Annotated in this window: 19 protein-coding genes and 1 tRNA gene; 16 read left to right on the top strand and 4 right to left on the bottom strand. The window is 72.6% G+C overall.

What is annotated here, in order from left to right:
- Window positions 1-12 precede the first annotated feature (12 nt).
- Both E4623_RS21415 and E4623_RS21410 read left to right on the top strand, forming a co-directional pair.
- Window positions 13-981, top strand: a complete 969-nt coding sequence (locus E4623_RS21415) for a zinc-binding dehydrogenase (RefSeq protein ID WP_134768616.1) — start codon at window positions 13-15, stop codon at window positions 979-981.
- Between the two features lie 55 nt (window positions 982-1036).
- Entirely contained in the window at window positions 1037-1726 is a 690-nt protein-coding gene (locus E4623_RS21410; RefSeq protein WP_134768615.1) for an SDR family oxidoreductase, read from the top strand.
- A 27-nt stretch (window positions 1727-1753) separates the two neighbouring features.
- Here E4623_RS21410 and E4623_RS21405 read toward each other — a convergent pair whose 3' ends face one another.
- Complete coding sequence (locus E4623_RS21405; protein WP_134768614.1) at window positions 1754-3223, bottom strand: amidase; 1470 nt, start codon at window positions 3221-3223, stop codon at window positions 1754-1756.
- Between the two features lie 45 nt (window positions 3224-3268).
- Entirely contained in the window at window positions 3269-3889 is a 621-nt protein-coding gene (locus E4623_RS21400) for a TetR family transcriptional regulator (RefSeq protein ID WP_134768613.1), read from the bottom strand.
- A 114-nt stretch (window positions 3890-4003) separates the two neighbouring features.
- Here E4623_RS21400 and E4623_RS21395 point away from each other — a divergent pair, with 114 nt between their 5' ends.
- Genes E4623_RS21395 through E4623_RS21385 form a run of 3 tightly spaced genes read left to right on the top strand, consistent with a single transcriptional unit; the run spans window position 4004 to window position 6514 of the window.
- The gene (locus E4623_RS21395) at window positions 4004-5131 is read left to right on the top strand and encodes an iron-sulfur cluster-binding domain-containing protein (RefSeq protein ID WP_134768612.1); all 1128 of its coding nucleotides are present in this window, start codon (window positions 4004-4006) and stop codon (window positions 5129-5131) included.
- An 11-nt stretch (window positions 5132-5142) separates the two neighbouring features.
- Complete coding sequence (locus tag E4623_RS21390; RefSeq protein WP_134768611.1) at window positions 5143-6288, top strand: acyl-CoA desaturase; 1146 nt, start codon at window positions 5143-5145, stop codon at window positions 6286-6288.
- 16 nt (window positions 6289-6304) lie between these two features.
- A complete protein-coding gene (locus tag E4623_RS21385; RefSeq protein ID WP_134768610.1) occupies window positions 6305-6514 on the top strand; it encodes a hypothetical protein in 210 nt (69 codons plus the stop codon).
- A gap of 10 nt (window positions 6515-6524) precedes the next feature.
- Here the strand turns inward: E4623_RS21385 and E4623_RS21380 are convergent, their stop codons facing one another.
- Window positions 6525-6929 (bottom strand): MmcQ/YjbR family DNA-binding protein, encoded by a 405-nt coding sequence (locus tag E4623_RS21380; RefSeq protein WP_245155208.1) that lies wholly within the window; start codon window positions 6927-6929, stop codon window positions 6525-6527.
- A gap of 29 nt (window positions 6930-6958) precedes the next feature.
- Window positions 6959-7603 (bottom strand): acetoacetate decarboxylase family protein, encoded by a 645-nt coding sequence (locus tag E4623_RS21375; protein WP_134768608.1) that lies wholly within the window; start codon window positions 7601-7603, stop codon window positions 6959-6961.
- Between the two features lie 38 nt (window positions 7604-7641).
- Between E4623_RS21375 and E4623_RS21370 the strand changes: the two genes are divergently transcribed.
- The 11 genes from E4623_RS21370 to E4623_RS21315 all read left to right on the top strand — a co-directional run bounded on the left by E4623_RS21370 (window position 7642) and on the right by E4623_RS21315 (window position 17932).
- The gene (locus E4623_RS21370; RefSeq protein WP_134768607.1) at window positions 7642-7962 is read left to right on the top strand and encodes an antibiotic biosynthesis monooxygenase family protein; all 321 of its coding nucleotides are present in this window, start codon (window positions 7642-7644) and stop codon (window positions 7960-7962) included.
- Between the two features lie 60 nt (window positions 7963-8022).
- Window positions 8023-9423: a glycine--tRNA ligase gene (locus E4623_RS21365; protein ID WP_134768606.1), complete on the top strand. Its 1401-nt coding sequence runs from the start codon at window positions 8023-8025 to the stop codon at window positions 9421-9423.
- Window positions 9424-9509: 86 nt separating this feature from the next.
- Window positions 9510-10643, top strand: a complete 1134-nt coding sequence (gene dusB / locus E4623_RS21360) for a tRNA dihydrouridine synthase DusB (RefSeq protein ID WP_280633690.1) — start codon at window positions 9510-9512, stop codon at window positions 10641-10643.
- A 276-nt stretch (window positions 10644-10919) separates the two neighbouring features.
- Window positions 10920-11756, top strand: a complete 837-nt coding sequence (locus E4623_RS22845) for a hypothetical protein (RefSeq protein WP_167736797.1) — start codon at window positions 10920-10922, stop codon at window positions 11754-11756.
- Window positions 11757-11825: 69 nt separating this feature from the next.
- Window positions 11826-13079, top strand: a complete 1254-nt coding sequence (locus E4623_RS21345; RefSeq protein ID WP_134768604.1) for a deoxyguanosinetriphosphate triphosphohydrolase — start codon at window positions 11826-11828, stop codon at window positions 13077-13079.
- 53 nt (window positions 13080-13132) lie between these two features.
- Entirely contained in the window at window positions 13133-14050 is a 918-nt protein-coding gene (locus E4623_RS21340) for a 2-hydroxyacid dehydrogenase (protein WP_134768603.1), read from the top strand.
- Between the two features lie 29 nt (window positions 14051-14079).
- On the top strand, window positions 14080-15954 hold the full coding sequence (dnaG, locus tag E4623_RS21335; RefSeq protein ID WP_134768602.1) for a DNA primase: 1875 nt from the start codon (window positions 14080-14082) through the stop codon (window positions 15952-15954).
- Window positions 15951-16439: a hypothetical protein gene (locus E4623_RS21330; RefSeq protein ID WP_209020822.1), complete on the top strand. Its 489-nt coding sequence runs from the start codon at window positions 15951-15953 to the stop codon at window positions 16437-16439. Before dnaG ends, E4623_RS21330 begins: the two co-directional genes overlap by 4 nt.
- A 64-nt stretch (window positions 16440-16503) precedes the next feature.
- A tRNA-Asn gene (locus E4623_RS21325) sits at window positions 16504-16576 on the top strand.
- Between the two features lie 230 nt (window positions 16577-16806).
- A complete protein-coding gene (locus E4623_RS21320; RefSeq protein ID WP_134768601.1) occupies window positions 16807-17328 on the top strand; it encodes a hypothetical protein in 522 nt (173 codons plus the stop codon).
- 262 nt (window positions 17329-17590) lie between these two features.
- The gene (locus E4623_RS21315; protein WP_134768600.1) at window positions 17591-17932 is read left to right on the top strand and encodes a hypothetical protein; all 342 of its coding nucleotides are present in this window, start codon (window positions 17591-17593) and stop codon (window positions 17930-17932) included.
- The last annotated feature ends 178 nt before the right edge of the window (window positions 17933-18110 follow it).

Below are 18110 nucleotides of genomic sequence, written 5' to 3'. Positions count from 1 at the left end.
TACTCTCGCAGGATGTTCGCCGTTTACGCAGAGTCCTTCTCGCCCGACTCGCCGCTCGACGGGCTCGTCCTCGGTGAGCGACCCGACCCGGTCGCCCCCGACGGCTGGACCACCGTGGAGGTCAAGGCCGCCTCGCTCAACCACCACGACGTGTGGTCGCTGCGCGGCGTCGGTCTCAAGCAGGAGCAGCTCCCGATGATCCTGGGCTGCGACGCCGCCGGCCTCGACGAGGACGGCAACGAGGTCGTCGTCCACGCCGTGATCAGCGACCCCGCGTGGACCGGCGACGAGACCTTCGACCCGAGGCGCTCGCTGCTCTCCGAGCGGCACCAGGGCACGCTCGCCGAGCGGGTCGCCGTCCCACGCCGCAACGTCGTCCCGAAGCCGGCGTCCCTGTCGTTCGCCGAGGCCGCCTGCCTGCCGACCGCCTGGCTCACGGCGTACCGGATGCTGTTCACCCGCGGCGGCCTCACCGCCGGCGACACCGTGCTCGTGCAGGGCGCGGGCGGCGGCGTCGCGACGGCCTGCATCATCCTGGCGCGTGCCGCGGGGCTGCGGGTCCTGGCCACCAGCCGCGACGAGGCCAAGCGTGCGCGGGCCCTCGAGATCGGCGCCCACGACGTCTTCGAGTCCGGTGCCCGGCTGCCGCTGAAGGTGGACGCCGTCATGGAGACCGTCGGCCGGGCCACCTGGTCGCACTCGATCCGGGCACTGCGCCCCGGCGGCACCCTCGTCACCAGCGGGACGACGTCCGGGCCGAAGCTCGACGACGCCGAGCTCACCCGGATCTTCTTCCTCCAGCTCAGTGTCGTCGGCTCGACGATGGGCACCCGCGACGAGCTCGCCTCGCTGGTGAACCTGCTCGACGCGACCGGCACGAAGCCGCTCGTCGGCCGTGAGGTCCCGCTGACCGAGGCGCGCGACGGGTTCGCCGCGATGGCCGGCGGCGACGTCTTCGGCAAAATCGTCTTCACCCGGTGAACCCCGGTTCCCTGAACGCCGGTCCGGCGAGCGCCGACCCGGTGCGCGTCGGCTGATGGGGACCCACCTCGTCACCGGGGCCGGCTCGGGCATCGGCGCCGCGCTCGCGCAGGCCCTGATGGTCCGCGACGAGCAGCTGGTGCTGCCGGCCCGGTCGGCGCGGCGCGCGGCCGAGCTCGCCGAGCGCTACCCCGGCGCGCAGACGTTCGTCGCCGACCTCGCCGACCCGTCGTCGCTGGTCGTTCCCGAGCTCGACCGGCTCGACTCGCTGCACCACGTCGCCGGCGTCGTGGACCTCGCGCCGGTGGCGGAGGTGACGACGGCGTCGCTGCGGGAGCACCTCGACGTCAACCTGGTCGCGCCGGTCGTGCTGACCCGGCTCCTGCTGCCCGCGCTGCGCGCCGCGCACGGGCTCGTGGTGTTCGTGAACTCCTCGGCCGGTCTCGTCGCCAACCCCGACTGGGCGGCTTACGCCGCCTCCAAGTTCGGGCTGCGCGCCGTCGCCGACGCGCTGCGCGGCGAGGAGGCGGGCAACGGCGTCCGCGTCACGACGGTCTTCCCCAGCCGGACCGCGACCCCGATGCAGGAGAAGGTGCACGAGCAGGAGGGGCGCGCCTACGACGCGGCGCGGTGGATCAGCCCGGAGACCGTGGCGGACACGATCCTGCACGTGCTCGACCTCTCCGACGACGCGACCATCCCGGAGGTCACCGTGCGTCCGGTCGTGCCCTTCACCGGACGCTGACGCGCGGAGCGCCCGACGGGTCCGGCCTCAGAGCGTGGGACGCCGGTCGGCCCACGGCTGGGCGTCCTCGAGCTGGCCGGCCAGGCTGAGCAGCTGCGCGTCGGCACCGAGCCGGCCGACGAGCTGGACGCCGATCGGCAGCCCGGCCGCGGTCCAGTGCAGCGGCACCGTCATCGCCGGGCGTCCGGTCAGGTTCGCCAGCTGCGTGTAGGGCACCCAGCCGAGGTTCTGGCTGATCATCGTCTCGACGATCGGCGTCAGGCGCAGGACGCTGGCGGAGCGCGCGGTCAGCAGCGCCTTCTGGGCCAGGCGCACGGGCAGCGGTGCGTCGAAGGCGCCGATGCGCGGGGGAGCGGTCGCGGTGGTGGGCGTGAGCAGCAGGTCGCGGGTCTCGTGGAACTCGGCCAGGCGGCGTACGTGGGCGTGCCGGTTCTCCAGGGAGCGCACGAAGTCGACCGGGCTGGTCGCCCGGCCGAGCGCGGCCATGGTGAGCGTGTCGGCCTCGAACCCGCCGTCGCCGCTGCCGGTGAGCCGCTTCGCCTCGTCGACGGAGAAGGCGCAGTAGACGAACCAGCTGGTGAGGAAGTCCTTGGCCAGCGTGGCGTCGTCGAACGGCTGGACGTCGAGCACCTCGACGTCGTGCCCGAGCTGCTCGAGCAGCTCGGCGGCCGCCGTGGTCGCGGCGGTCGCCTCGGGGTCGGGGTCGGGGTTGATGGCGCTCGCCGTGCAGACCGCGATCCGCAGCCGGCCGGGCTCGCGCAGCGCGGCGTCGGCGTAGCTGCCCTCCGCCATCCGGGGCAGGTACGGCGAGCTCGGGATCGCCCCGGCGAGCAGGTCGAGCATCGCGGCGCTGTCACGGACGCTGCGGGAGATGACGCCGTGGGTCGCCGTCCCGCCGAGCGGCTCGCCCTGGGCGGGGCCGGCCGGGACGAGGCCGCGGGTGGCCTTGAGCCCGAACAGGCCGCACGCGGACGCGGGGATCCGGATCGACCCGCCGCCGTCGCTGGCACCGGCGCACGGGACGATGCCGGCCGCGACCGCGGCGGCCGCACCGCCGGAGGAGCCGCCGGGCGTGTGGTCGGTGTTCCAGGGGTTGCGGGCCGGACCGTAGAGCTCGGGCTCGGTGATGCCCTTCGCGCCGAACTCGGGGGTGTTGGTCTTGCCGAAGATCACCAGGCCGGCGTCCAGCCAGCGCTGCACGACCGTCGCGTGCTCGGTGGCCGGCAGCGTCGACAGCGACCGCGAGCCGCCGCTGGTGGGGTAGTGCCGGACGTCCTGGCCGAGGTCCTTGACGAGGAACGGGACGCCGGCGAACGGTCCGTCCGTGCTCGCGTCGTCGGGCGGGTCGACGTCGACGACGATCGCGTTGATCCGGTCGTTGACCGCCGCCATCCGCTCGCGGGCCGCCCGCAGCAGCTCGGCGGGCGTGCTCTGCCCGGTGCGGACCAGCTCGGCCAGGCCGACGGCGTCGTGCTGCGCGTACTCCTCGTGCTCCATGCCGAACACCCTAGGAGCCGCGCGACGACGGCGCAGCGGACGCGCTCAGGCTCGCGAGGTCCAGTTGAGTGCGCCGACGAGCACCATCCGCAGCTGGGTGCGGGCGGTCTCGGCGACCTCCCTCTCGAGGTCGAGCCGGCCGGCGGCGACCAGGATCGCCTCGGCGGTGCTGACCATCGCCCCGACGATCAGGGTCGACAGGACGCGCAGGTCGGAGGCCGACCACGGCTCGGTGCCCGGCATCCGGGCCAGGTCGGTGGCCAGCTCGCGCTCGGCGAGCTCGACCTGGTGGCGGATCGCCTCACGGACCGGCAGTGGACCGGCCGCGCGCTCGCGGACGATGAACTCGAAGTGCTGGCGCTGCTGGTGCACGTGGGTGACGAGGATGTCGACCGACCGGTCGACGATGTCGCGGAACGTCGGATCGCTGCTGCGGACCTCGCGCAGCATCGCCCGCAGCGACACGAACGACTCGTCGACGAGCGCCAGGCCGAGGTCGTCGAGGGAGTCGAAGTGCCGGTAGAACGCGGTCGGCACGATGCCGACCTCCTTGGTGACCTGGCGCAGCGAGAGGGCGACCAGGCTGCTGTCCTCGCAGAGCGTGAGCGTGGCGTCGAGGAGGGCGCGGCGGGTCCGCTCCTTGCGCTCGACCCGGGTCTCGGTCATCGGCCGATCCTAGCCAGTGCACGTGTGTCCACGCTCACCGTGCGGAGGTCTTGACCGCGTGCGGGACCTCCGGAATGGTTTCGGTGTACAGACGTACACCGAAACGGAGGCGCCATGAGCACCACCGCCCCATCGCCGGCCCCGACCCCCGGACTCTCGTGGGGCACGCGGGTGCTGCGCTCCCGCGTCCTGGCCGCTCTCGCCTCGCCGCACGGCGTCGACCGCTACCTCGAGCTGGTGAACCCGATGTGGGCCGCCGAGGAGGTCCGCGCCCGCGTCGTCGAGGTCCGCCGGGAGACGCCGTCGGTCGCCACCGTCGTGCTGCAGCCGACGTCCACCTGGCGTGGGCACCGCGCCGGTCAGTACGTGCAGGTCGGCATCGACCTCCCCGGCTCGGCCAAGCGGCTCACCCGTTGCTTCACCGTCTCCTCGGCCGCATCGGTGCCGGGGGAGCAGATCACCCTGACCGTCCGGGCCCACGAGGACGCCGACGGACGCCAGAGCGTCTCGAAGGCGCTCGGCGAGGTCCGACCCGGCACCGTGCTGCACCTCAGCCAGGCGCAGGGTGCCTTCACCCTCGACGAGAGCCCCGCGACCCCGACCAACAATCACCTGCTCCTCCTCACCGGTGGGTCGGGCATCACCCCGGCCATGTCGATCCTGCGCACCCTGCTGCGCGACGGGTACGACGGCCGGGCGGGCCGCAAGGTGACCTTCCTGCACTACGCCCGCTCGCCCGAGGACCAGATCTACGCCGACGAGCTCGCCGCGATCGCCGCGGCCGACAACGACGTCACGGTGCACCTGCGCCACGGCGAGCAGGTGTTCTCGGAGCTCGAGCTGCGCCGGCTGGTGCCGGCCTACCGCGACACCGACACCTGGGTCTGCGGCCCGTCCGGGCTGACCGACCTGGTCACCACGGCGTACGCCGGCTCGTCCCGGCTGCGCACCGAGCTCTTCAAGGCCCCGCGCGCCGGCGCCGGCAGCGCCGGGGGCGACGTGGCCTTCACCCGCTCCGGCGCCGAGGGCACCAACACCGGCGCGACCCTGCTCGAGCAGGCCGAGGCACTCGGTCTCCGTCCCGAGTCCGGCTGCCGGATGGGCATCTGCTTCTCCTGCACCTCCCGCAAGACCGAGGGCACCGTCCGCAACGTGCTGACCGGTGCCACCTCGTCGGCTCCCGACGAGGACATCCAGATCTGCGTCAGCGCCCCCGTCGGCGACTGCGCAGTCGAGCTCTGAGAGGGAACGCCATGACCACCGCACCCCAGCTTGACCACCTCGACCCGCTCCTCGACCCGCTCCTCGACCCGCTCCTCGACCCGGTGCGCGATGCGATCGACGTCGAGGCGACGAGGAAGCTCACCGCCGAGCAGCTCGACGCGTTCGGCGCCGAGCTCGACGCCATCCGCCGGCGCATCCTCGACGACCTCGGCGAGGAGGACGCCGACTACATCCGGCGGGTCGTGCGGATCCAGCGCGGCTTCGAGGTGGCCGGCCGCGCGCTGTTCTACCTGCCGCCCGCCTGGCCGCTCGCGGTCGGCGCGCTCGCCGTCTCCAAGATCATCGAGAACATGGAGATCGGCCACAACGTCATGCACGGCCAGTACGACTGGATGGGCGACCCGGGCCTCAACTCCCGCATGTACGACTGGGACAACGTCTGCCCCGGCGAGCAGTGGAAGTACAGCCACAACTACATCCACCACACGTTCACCAACGTCCTCGGCAAGGACCGCGACATCGGCTACGGCATCCTCCGGATGGACGAGGACCAGAAGTGGCACCCCTACTACCTCGGCAACCCGCTCTACGCGCTCCTGCTGATGGTGTTCTTCGAGTGGGGGGTCGCGATGCACGACCTCGAGGTCGAGAACCTCGTCGCCGGCAAGCGCCGGCTGGAGGAGAACAAGGCGCTGCACGCCGGGATCATGCGCAAGGTGAGGCGCCAGGCGCTCAAGGACTACGTGCTCTTCCCCGCGCTGACCGGCCCGCTGTTCCCGCTGACGCTGGCCGGCAACGCGACCGCCAACCTGATCCGCAACGTCTGGGCCTTCAACATCATCTTCTGCGGCCACTTCCCGGCCGGCGTCGCCACCTTCACCGAGGAGGAGTGCGAGGACGAGTCGCGCGGGCACTGGTACTACCGCCAGCTGCTCGGCTCGGCCAACATCACCGGCAGCCCGCTGTTCCACCTGATGACCGGCAACCTGTCGCACCAGATCGAGCACCACCTCTTCCCCGACCTGCCCGCGCGGCGCTACCCCCAGGTCGCCGAGGAGGTCCGGGAGATCTGCCAGCGCTACGGCCTCACCTACAACACCGGCCCCCTCGGCAGGCAGCTGGCGAGCGTCGCGAGGAAGATCTGCCGGATGGCCCTGCCGCCGAGGAACGGCTGACGGGCACACTGGAGCCATGACCGACCACCTGTCGAAGTCCGAGATCGCGAAGGACTCCCTCCAGGCCGCCGCCGAGGCCGCCGCCACGACGGTCGGTGAGGTCACCACGATCATCACCCGCGCCGTCCAGGACGTCGCCGGCGTGCTCGGAGGCTTCGCGACCGAGGTCTTCGAGATCCGTGACTCCGCCCGCAGGGCCGGCGAGGAGCACGACCCCGACGCCTGAGCCAAGTCGGTCAGGGGCGGCCGTCGAGCCGGCGCACCAGCACCTGCGGCGCCATCACCCGGTAGCTCTCGGTGACCAGCTCGGCGACCTCGTCCCAGTCGGTGTCGTCGCGCAGCAGCAGGGCGACCACCCCTGGCGCCCACGGCGGCCGGAGGTACGGCGGCCCGGCGCTGCTCAGCGCCAGGAGCTCCTCGCCGGTGGAGCGGAGCACCACGGCCGGCGCCGGCTCGGCGACCACCCCCGGCGCGTACTCCTCGACGTGGGCGGGCGTCAGGACCAGCACGTGCGCGAACGTCCTCCTCCGCACCCGCCACCGCACGCCGGTCCACGCCTCCTCCTCGTAGGCGTCGGGCAGCGACGTCGCCGTCCGCGCGACCCGCTCGACCAGCGCCGGGTCCGGCTCCGGACGTCCCACGACCACCTCCGCTCGCCGGCCCGCGCGACTCAGCCGAACGACATCCGGAACGACGCCATGCGCGACGACGACAGGGCGCGCGCCCCGCGCAGGAACGCGAGCGGCCCGTCGTCGGCGAAGTCCCAGCGGGCGCGGGCGGGCAGGATCTTGGCATTGCCGCCGAACGTGACGGTCCGGTCGCCCCCGCCCTCGGCGAGGCCGGGCTGCCACAGACCCATGCGGAACGGCAGCCGCGGCGCCACCCGCGAGACGTCGCGGAACGTCGCGCTCGCGATCGGACGTCGGCCCAGGGACGCCGACCAGTCGGTCGTCGTGACCGGCCCGCGGTGGGCGGAGTCGAGGTCGAAGTCGCACAGGCCCTTGGGGATCGCCCACAGCTCGCGGCCACCGGCGAGCGAGGCGGGGGAGTCGACCCAGATGTCGGTGATCGAGCCGCGCCGGCCCCGGCCCTCCCTCCGCGGGAGCGCCCGCGCCACCAGCAGCTCGGAGTAGGTGAGCGGGCTGCCCTCGTCGTAGGAGACGAACGCGGCGCCGTACAGGCCCCTCGGGTGGTCGCCGGCGTCGTGGCCGAGCCGGAACAGGGTCAGCCACAGCGACCCGACCATCCGCCACGGAGGATCGGGGTAGGCGACCCGGTCGTGCGGGAGCTCCGGGTGCTCGGCGGGCGAGGTCATGGCCCGACCCTAGTGAAGCCAGGACTACGCTCGCGAGCGTGATCGTCGTCAACCGCTTCCGCGTGCCCGAGGACGACGGCGCGGCGTTCCGCACCGACCTGCAGCGGGCGCACGACGCCCTGGCCGAGCGCCCCGGCTACCTGACCGGCACGATCGGCCGCAACGTCGACGACCCCGAGCTCTGGGTGCTCACCACCACCTGGGAGCACGTCGGCGCCTACCGGCGCGCGCTGTCGGCCTACGACGTGAAGCTGCACGCCGTCCCGACGCTCGGGCGGGCGCTCGACGAGCCCAGCGCCTACGAGGTCGCGGCCGTCGGGACCGACCTGAATATCCGGCAGACGCGCTCGTTAGGCTGAACGCTCCCGATCGACAGCCAGTCGACCGCACCAGCACGTTCCAGCACTAGGAGCTCTCCCGTGGCCAAGCCGCCGCCGTCCGCCGTCGACAACGTCGTCTCCCTCGCCAAGCGCCGGGGCTTCGTCTACCCGTGCGGGGAGATCTACGGAGGCACGCGCTCGGCCTGGGACTACGGCCCGCTCGGGGTCGAGCTCAAGGACAACATCAAGCGCCAGTGGTGGAAGTCCATGGTGCAGATGCGCGACGACGTCGTCGGTCTCGACTCCAGCGTGATCCTGCCGCGCCAGACGTGGGAGGCCAGCGGCCACGTCGCGACCTTCGCCGACCCGCTCACCGAGTGCCAGAGCTGCCACAAGCGCTTCCGCGCCGACCACCTGCAGGAGGCCGCCGCCGAGAAGAGGGGCGGCGACACCAATCCCGACGACATCGACCTGGCCACCCTCGCCTGCCCCAACTGCGGCACCCGTGGCGCGTGGACCGAGCCGCGCGCGTTCTCCGGCCTGCTCAAGACCTACCTCGGCGTCGTCGACGACGAGTCCGGTCTGCACTACCTGCGCCCCGAGACCGCGCAGGGCATCTTCCTGAACTTCCAGAACGTCGTCACCAGCAGCCGCGCGAAGCCGCCGTTCGGCATCGCGCAGGTCGGCAAGAGCTTCCGCAACGAGATCACGCCCGGCAACTTCATCTTCCGCACCCGCGAGTTCGAGCAGATGGAGATGGAGTTCTTCGTCAAGCCGGGCGAGGACGAGGAGTGGCACCAGTACTGGATCGACGAGCGCACCCGCTGGTACGTCGACCTCGGCGTCGACCCCGACAACCTGCGCCACTACGAGCACGCGCAGGAGAAGCTGAGCCACTACTCCAAGCGCACCGTCGACATCGAGTACCGCTTCCGCTTCCAGGGCTCGGAGTGGGGCGAGCTCGAGGGCATCGCCAACCGCACCGACTTCGACCTCAAGACGCACAGCGAGGCCTCCGGCAAGGACCTCAGCTACTTCGACCAGGCCAACAACGAGCGCTACGTGCCCTACGTCATCGAGCCGGCGGCCGGGCTGAGCCGCAGCTTGATGACGTTCCTGGTCGACGCCTTCCACGAGGACGAGGCGCCCAACACCAAGGGTGGGGTCGACAAGCGCACCGTGCTGCGCCTCGACCCGCGCCTGGCGCCGGTCAAGGTCGCCGTCCTGCCGCTGAGCCGCAACGCCGACCTGTCGCCGAAGGCCCGCGACCTCGCCGCCGAGCTGCGCCGCGGCTGGAACGTCGACTTCGACGACGCCGGCGCCATCGGCAAGCGCTACCGCCGCCAGGACGAGATCGGCACGCCGTACTGCGTGACCGTCGACTTCGACACCCTCGACGACCTCGCCGTCACCGTGCGCGAGCGCGACTCGATGGCCCAGGAGCGGGTGTCCCTCGACCGGATCTCCGCCTACTTCGCCGAGCGGTTCGTCGGCTGCTGATCCGCCCACCGCGCCGACCCGTCAGCGGTCGCTGACGGGTCGGCGTGCTTTTCGTCCGGGGTGCGCGGACCACGCATCATGGAGGGGTGACCTCCCCTCTCCAGCTCGGCCCGCTGCGGGTCGAGACCCCCGTGGTGCTGGCCCCGATGGCCGGCATCACCAACGCCGCGTACCGCCGGCTCTGCGCCGAGCAGGGCGCCGGCCTCTACGTCTGCGAGATGATCACCTCGCGCGGCCTCGTCGAGCGCGACGAGACCACCATGAGCATGCTCGTCTTCGACGAGCTGGAGACGACCCGCTCGGTGCAGCTCTACGGCACCGACCCGGTCTACGTCGCCAAGGCCACCGAGATCCTGTGCGGGGAGTACGGCGTCGCGCACGTCGACCTGAACTTCGGCTGCCCGGTCCCGAAGGTCACCCGCAAGGGCGGCGGCGGCGCACTGCCGTGGAAGCGCAACCTGCTCGGCCAGATCCTCGAGCACGCGGTCGCGGCCGCCGCGCCGTACGACGTCCCGGTGACGATGAAGACCCGCAAGGGCCTCGACGACGACCACCTCACCTACCTCGACGCCGGCCGGATCGCCGAGGACACCGGGTGCGCCGCGATCGCGCTGCACGGCCGCACCGTCGCGCAGGCCTACAGCGGCGCGGCCGACTGGGACGCGATCGCCGCGCTCGTCGCCCACGTCGACCGCATCCCGGTGCTCGGCAACGGCGACATCTGGGAGGCGGCCGACGCGCTGCGGATGGTCGAGCAGACCGGCGCCGCGGGCGTCGTCGTCGGCCGCGGGTGCCTCGGCCGTCCGTGGCTGTTCCGCGACCTCGCAGCGGCGTTCGCCGGCGACGACGTGAAGACCCTCCCGACGCTGGGCGAGGTGGCCGCGATGATGCGCCGCCACGCCGAGCTGCTGTGCGAGCACATGGGGGAGGAGCGCGGCTGCAAGGAGTTCCGCAAGCACGTCACGTGGTACCTCAAGGGGTTCGCCGCGGGCGGCCCGATGCGCCGCTCGCTCGGGCTCGTCGACAGCCTCGCCGCCCTCGACGGGCTGCTCGCCGAGCTGGACGCCGACGAGCCGTTCCCGGTGTCCGAGCTGGGTTCGCCCCGGGGTCGTCAGGGCTCGCCGCGCGACCGGGTCGTGCTCCCCGAGGGGTGGCTCGACGACACCGACGGCACCGGCGTCGTGCTGCATGAGGACGCCCGCGAGACCACCGGCGGGTGACCGCCGGGTGGCCGCCGGGTGACTCGACTCACTGTCCACGGCTTCGGTCGAGATTGACCACGGTCCCCTCGCCTGTGCTTCACTCGTGGCTTCGTGCCCGCCGCCGTCCTCCGGCAGCGGGCGCTGCCCTGACATCGATCGCAAAGGATCAGCGCTGTGGCTCAGCATCGCCACAAGCGGGAAACCAATGCCCGCACGCTCCTCGTCGCGCGGCTTCCGCGACCCCGAGCCGCCTTTCTCTCCGCGCCCCTGGCCGTCATCGCCACCGCCGGTGCCGTGTCGATCGGCGTCCTGGGCGCCGAGCTCCCGGCCAGCCCGGTGGCGGCCGGCCCCGTCGTCGGTGACACGACCTCCGTCACCGCCGGAGACGTCGTCGGACGGCGCCCGACCCCGTCGCGGGGCGGCGGCTCCGGCCGCGGCACCGACACCGGCTCCGACACCGCCTCCGAGACCGGCGCGAAGAACGCGGCCCGGGCCCCGCTGACGCTGAGCCCGCAGGAGCAGGAGATCCAGGCGCTGCTGAAGCCCGCGGCCGTCGAGCGGGCCATCGCCCGGGCCGACACCACCCTGTGGACCTCCGAGTCCCTCAACCTCTGGACCGAGCCCGGCGACGACGCCGCCCAGACCGGCGAGATCGCCGCGGGCGAGAAGGTCGTGGCGACCGGCCGCAGCATGCTCGACCGCGTCGAGATCGTCTGGGAGGGCGACGAGACCCGCTGGGTGACCAGCGGCTACCTCACCGAGGACGAGCCGTTCACCCTCGGCGGCGAGTGCACCAACGGCACGTCGGTCGCCTCGGGCGTCAGCCCCAACATCGTCAAGGTGCACCAGGCCGTGTGCGCGGAGTTCCCCGACATCACCGTCTACGGCACCTTCCGCGGCGACGGCGAGCACGCCCAGGGCATCGCGGTCGACATCATGGTCTCCGGTGCCGAGGGCCAGGCCGTGGCCGACTTCCTGCGCGAGTACCACGCCGACCTCGGCATCAGCTACCTGATCTACGCCCAGCGGATCTGGTCGGTCCAGCGCTCCAGCGAGGGTTGGCGGGGCATGGAGAACCGAGGCTCCACCACGGCGAACCACTACGACCACGTGCACGTCACGACGTACTGACGCCCGGGGCGCAGCGGCGGCGCGAGACTGCGTCGACCGCGCACGCCCCGCCCGTCTAGGCTCACCCCAGTGACCGTCGACCCGAGCGACCGCTACGACGCCCACGCCCGCGAGCGCGTCGTCGAGGAGCCGCCGAAGCGGGTCGACGCGCCGGTGCGGACGCCGTTCGAGCGCGACCGGGCCCGGGTGGTGCACGCGGCGTCGTCGCGGCGGCTGGCGGCCAAGACCCAGGTGGTCGGGCCGCAGTCCGACGACTTCGTGCGCAACCGGCTGACCCACTCCCTCGAGGTCGCCCAGGTCGCGCGCGACCTGTCCCGCGCGCTGGGGAGCCAGCCCGACATCGCCGAGACCGCGGCGCTCGCGCACGACCTGGGGCACCCGCCGTTCGGGCACAACGGCGAGCGGGCGCTGGCCGAGGTGAGCGCGGCCTGCGGCGGGTTCGAGGGCAACGCCCAGACGCTGCGGCTGCTGACCCGGCTCGAGGCGAAGACGTTCGACGGCGACCGGTCGGTCGGCCTCAACCTGACCCGCGCGACGCTGGATGCCTGCACGAAGTACCCGTGGGCGCGCGGCGAGGGACCGCACCCGGCGAAGTTCGGGGTCTACGCCGACGACCGGCCGGTCTTCGACTGGCTGCGCGCCCCGGGCCCGCACCACCCGGCCCCGGCGCACCGGCAGTGCCTCGAGGCCCAGGTGATGGACCTCGCCGACGACGTCGCCTACTCGGTGCACGACGTCGAGGACGGCGTCGTCGCCGGCCGCCTCGACCTCACCCGCCTCGACCGCGCGGCGGTCTGGGACACCACCCGCGCCTGGTACCTGCCCGACGCCCGCGACGACGACCTCGACGACGCCCTCGACGGGCTGCTCGCCGTCGGCAGCTGGCCGGGCGCGTCGTACGACGGCAGCCGGCGCCACCTGGCCGCGCTGAAGAACCTCACCAGCGACCTCATCGGCCGGTTCTGCGGCGACGTCCAGCAGGCGACGTTCGCGGCCGGCGACGGGCCGTTCGTGCGGTTCGAGGCCGACCTGGTGCTGCCGGAGCGGACCCTGCTGGAGATCGCCGTCCTCAAGGGGGTCGCCGCCCACTACGTCATGCAGGCCGCCGACCGGATGGCGGTCATGGAGCGTCAGCGCGAGCTCCTCGCCGACCTCGTCGTGGTCCTGTGCGACCGCGGTCCCGACGCCCTCGACCGGCAGTACGCCGACGACTGGCGCGGGGCTGCCGACGACGCGGCCCGGCTGCGGGTCGTCGTCGACCAGGTCGCCTCGCTCACCGACGCCAGCGCGGTGGCCCGTCACGCCCGGCTGGCGGGCTCCTGACCGGCTGCCGACCGGGCGCGACGGGCGGCGGCGGGGCAACTAGCCTCGACGGCGTGAGCGAACCCCTCGTCTGGCTGCCGTTCGACCCCGCCGAGCTGGGGGAGGTGCCGGCCGGGCTGCGCTACGAGGTGGTGGACCCGGTCGACGGCGACGTCCCCGACTCGGTCGGCGACGTCGCGTTCTACGTGCCGCCCTACCGCCTCGGGTCGGAGGTGGCCGACGTGCTCCCCAGGATGTCGTCGCTCGAGGTCGTCCAGACGCTCACGGCCGGGGTCGACAACGTGCGCGGCGCCGTCCCGGACGGCGTCACGCTGTGCAACGGCCGCGGGATCCACGACACCTCGACCGCCGAGCTCGCGCTGACCCTCACGCTGGCCTCGCTGCGCGGCGTCCCCGACATCGTGCGCGCCCAGCAGCGGCACGCGTGGGCGGGGCAGTGGCGGACCTCGCTGGCCGACCGCCGCGTCCTGTTGGTCGGGTACGGCGCGATCGGCCGGGCCGTCGAGACCCGCCTGACGGCGTTCGAGGCGAGCGTGACCCGCGTCGCGCGGACTGCTCGCGACGGCGTCCACGCCCTCGACGAGCTGCCCGCGCTGCTGCCGGACGCCGACGTCGTCATCCTCGTCGTGCCGCTCACCGACGAGACCCGCGACCTCGTCGACGCGGCGTTCCTCGCCCGGATGAAGGACGGCGCGCTGCTCGTGAACGTCGCCCGCGGGTCGGTCGTCGTCACCGACGACCTGGTCGCCGCGCTGCACACCGGCCGGGTCACCGCGGCCCTCGACGTCACCGAACCCGAGCCGCTGCCGGGTGACCACCCGCTGTGGGACGCCCCCGGCGTCCTGGTCTCCCCGCACGTCGGCGGCCTCAGCTCGGCGATGTGGCCGCGGGCCCACCGCGTCGTCGGCGAGCAGCTGCGCCGCTACGCCGCGGGCGAGCCCCTCCACAACGTGATGACGGGCGCCTACTGAGGTCGCGACCGCGCCCGTAGGATCGCCCCGTGGCCGGCCGGATCCGAGAGGACGACATCGCAGCGGTGCGGGAGAAGGTCCGCATCGACGAGGTGATCGGCGACTACGTCACCCTCCGCGGCGCGGGCGGCGGCTCGTTCAAGGGGCTGTGCCCCTTCCACGACGAGAAGTCCCCGTCGTTCAACGTCAACCCCGCACGGGGCTTCTTCCACTGCTTCGGCTGCCAGAAGGGCGGCGACGTCCTCACCTTCCTGATGGACATCGACGGGCTCTCGTTCTCCGAGGCGATCGAGCGGCTGGCCGACAAGGTCGGCATCCAGCTGCGCCGCGAGGACGGCGACGGCCGCGACGACCGGCCCAAGGGCCCGCCGCGCCAGCGGCTGGTCGAGGCCAACCGGGCCGCGCAGGAGTACTACGCCGACCAGCTCAACGGGCCCGACGCCGAGGCCGGCCGCACGTTCCTGCAGGAGCGCGGCTTCGACCAGGCCGCGGCCGAGCACTTCGGGATGGGGTTCGCCCCGCGCGAGGGCGAGGCGCTCTGGAAGCACCTGCGCGGGCGCGGCTTCAGCCAGGACGAGGCGGTGGCCGCCGGCGTGGTCGCGCTCGGCCGGTCGGCCTACGACCGGTTCCGCGGCCGGCTGCTCTGGCCGATCCGCGACCCCAGCGGCGCCACGATCGGCTTCGGGGCGCGTCGGATCTTCGACGACGACAAGATCGAGGCGAAGTACCTCAACACCCCCGAGACCACGCTCTACAAGAAGAGCCAGGTCCTCTACGGGATCGACCTCGCGCGGTCCTCGATCGGCAAGGTCTCGCAGGCCGTCGTGGTCGAGGGCTACACCGACGTGATGGCCTGCCACCTGGCCGGCATCACCACCGCCGTCGCGAGCTGCGGCACGGCGTTCGGCGACGACCACACCCGCGTCCTGCGGCGCTTCATGATGGACCACGACGAGTTCCGCGGCGAGGTGATCTTCACCTTCGACGGCGACGCCGCCGGCCAGAACGCCGCCCTCAAGGCCTTCGCCGGTGACCAGAAGTTCGTCTCCCAGACCTACGTCGCCGTCCAGCCCGAGGGGCTCGACCCGTGCGACCTGCGGATCCGCGACGGCGACGCCGCCGTCCGCGACCTGGTCGCGCGCCGGCAGCCGCTGTACCGCTTCGTGCTCGGCAACATCGTCGGCAAGTACGACCTCGACCGCGCTGACGGGCGGGTCGACGCGATGCGTGAGAGCGCCCGGCTGGTGGCCTCCATCCGCGACCAGTCGAAGGTGACGGCCTTCGCGCAGGAGATCAGCAAGATGATCGGCTCCGACATCGACACCAACGTCGTCCTCGCCGAGGTGCAGCGGGCCGCGCGCCGCAAGCCCGGGGAGGAGCCGCAGCGCAGCGAGCCGGCCCCGGTGCGCCCGCGCAACGCCGTCCCGCCCCTGAGCGACCCGCGGTTCACGATCGAGCGCGAGACGCTGAAGCTGGTGCTGCAGCACCCGATGGCGATCGGCCGCACGACAGCCGACATCGGGCCCAACGACTTCACCCACCCCACCTACCGCGGCGTGTGGGAGCTCGTGGCGGCCGCCGGCGGCACGGTGGCCGGCTCCGACGATCCCGGCTGGGTGTCCCGGCTGCGTGACTCAGCCACCGACCCGGCGGTCTCCTCGGTCCTCAGCGCGCTCGCCGTCGAGCCGCTGATGAAGGAGCCCCCGGACGCCGCCTACGTCACCCTGTACGTCGTCCGGCTGCTCGAGCTCACCGCGCTGCGCCGGATCGCCGCGGTCAAGGGGAGGATGCAGCGCACCAACCCCGAGCAGGTCGACGAGTACCGCCGGATGTTCGGCGAGCTCGCCGCCCTCGAGCAGTACCGCCGCAACCTGCGCGACCGGATCGTCGGGGGACCGGTGTGAGGGGCCGGAGCAGGGAGGCACGTCCCGAGCTGGCCGTCGCTAAGGGCGAGCGGCTGCTGGCGTGGGCGACGAGCACCGACGGGCAGGTCCTCGGCGGCACCCGCGACGCGTTCTACGCCCCGCAGCGGGTGCCGTGGGAGCAGGTCGAGGCCGCTGACTGGGACCGCGAGACCACCACCCTGCGCGTCAGCGAGGTCGGCAGCTGGGGCGACCATCGCGCCGAGCACGTCTTCGTCGTCGAGGAGCCGGGTCGGCTGCTCGAGCTGGTGCGCGAGCGGGTCACCGCCTCCGTCGTCCTCCAGCGCCACGTGCCGCTCGCCGGACGTCGCGGCGTGCGCGTGATCGCCCGCCGCGCGCCCGGTGGCGGGGGAGAGCTGTCGTGGGTCTTCGAGTACGACGAGGGCATCGACCCCGCCGACCCGGTCGTCCGGCTCGCCGCCGCCGAGGCACTGCAGGCCGCGCGCGACGAGGTCGGTCTCGTCTGATCCGCAGGGTGGGACGGCCCGATTCTGCGTCAGCCTCGGACCTTGCTAACGTATCCCCGCACGATCCCCTGTAGCTCAGCTGGCAGAGCGCTTGACTGTTAATCAGGATGTCGTTGGTTCGAGTCCAACCGGGGGAGCCGCAGACCTGAGGCATCAGCCCAGGTCAGATGCATCCAGGCCCCGCCCCAGCTTCTCTGGGGACGGGGCCTGGGTGCTTCCCGCTCAAGGGGATCCGTCGGTCGCCCGCCTGGACGTGGGTGCGCGCGAGACAGCCGTTAGTGCTCGTGCTCCGTGCCCGTCGACCCGGCGCCGCGACTCGCTCAGAAGGCGCCGACCGACCGTGCACACCTACGCCTACCCTTCGGTCATGACTCGCGCGAAGTTCCTCGTGTCCCTGGTCCTGGGGGCCGTCGTGGTGTCCACTGGCCCGTCCGCGAATGCTGGGACGCAGATCATCGACGACCCGGACCGGGACGGACAGATCGGTGCTGCGCTCGACATCACCGAGGTGCGTGTCGCGAACAACGACCGCGCGATCGTCACCAGCATCGCCTTCCGCGAGGTCACCGGCGGCGACCTCGCCCTCTACTACCGGCCCGCCGGGTCGGCGCGCCGCGACGTCGTCCTGGTCTACAGCAGGCACCGCGCGCGCCGCGACCGCAACGAGCTCCGCACGGTCGATGGCGAGCAGGAGTGCGCCGGACTGTCGGTGACGTGGGACAGGGACGCAGACACCGCCCGAGTTCGTCTCCCTGCGAGCTGCTTCCACGACGGGAGCTACGGCGACATCCGGGTCCGCCTCATCACGGAGATCGGTGGCGACGCGGACCTGGCCCCGAGCACCCCGCGGGGCGGCTGGCCCTGGAGTGCACCCATCCCGCGTGGCTGACACAGCGACCACACCCACAGGTCGTTCGCTGCGCCATGGCGCCCGGTGCGGCTCGGTCTGCTCCCGCGCGAGCGCGGCACCCGCTGCCGTTCCTCCCGGACCCCGACCTGCGGGCTGAGGACCTCGGGCTGTTTCGCGGCTGCCGGCCACGTGCATCTGTCGGTCAGGTCCATGCCGTCAGGAAGGCGGAGCCCGATCATGCCGATGGTCGGACGCGCCCTAGCCGCGTCGTGGCGACGCGACAGCACTATGGTTCGTCGCCATGCGATGGCTGCGGTTCGTGCTGGCAACCGTCGGAATTGCGGCGGTCGTAGCACTGGCCGTTGTTCCGACGAACGTCGTGTTCACGTTCGGCGACTCCGAGCGGGTGGTCGATTGTGGGCCGCCCGTGACGCACTCGTTCGGAGGCGGCGCCGATGAAGAGGTCTCGATCATGTCCTACAACGAGATCGTCCTGCCGGAGAAGTCGTGTCGAGAACAGTCACGAACTCGATTGGGGATCGCTGGAGGTGTCGCGGTCCTCGTGCTGGGCGGCGCGGGATACCAGGCGTTGCGCCACCGCCGTCCTCAGAAGTTCGCGCGGCTGCCGGTGGACCACCGCTAGGCAGATCCGCCCGACCACGGCTCCCCTCTGTGTCGGGCAGGGTGGCGATCAGGGTTCTGGGACCGGTTTCGGCGGGTTCGGGAAGCGACCTGTCCGCAGTGCCGGCACGGGGTTGTGAGTTGGTCGCGCCGGAGTCAGGGTCGTCACCCTTTGGCCCGTGCAGCGGTGAGTTCGTTCT

It is taken from the genome of Nocardioides sp. 1609 (assembly GCF_004522105.1).
Lineage (GTDB): Bacteria > Actinomycetota > Actinomycetes > Propionibacteriales > Nocardioidaceae > Nocardioides.
Note: the sequence above shows the minus strand (reverse complement) of the source record. Positions and strands in the feature narration are given on the sequence as shown.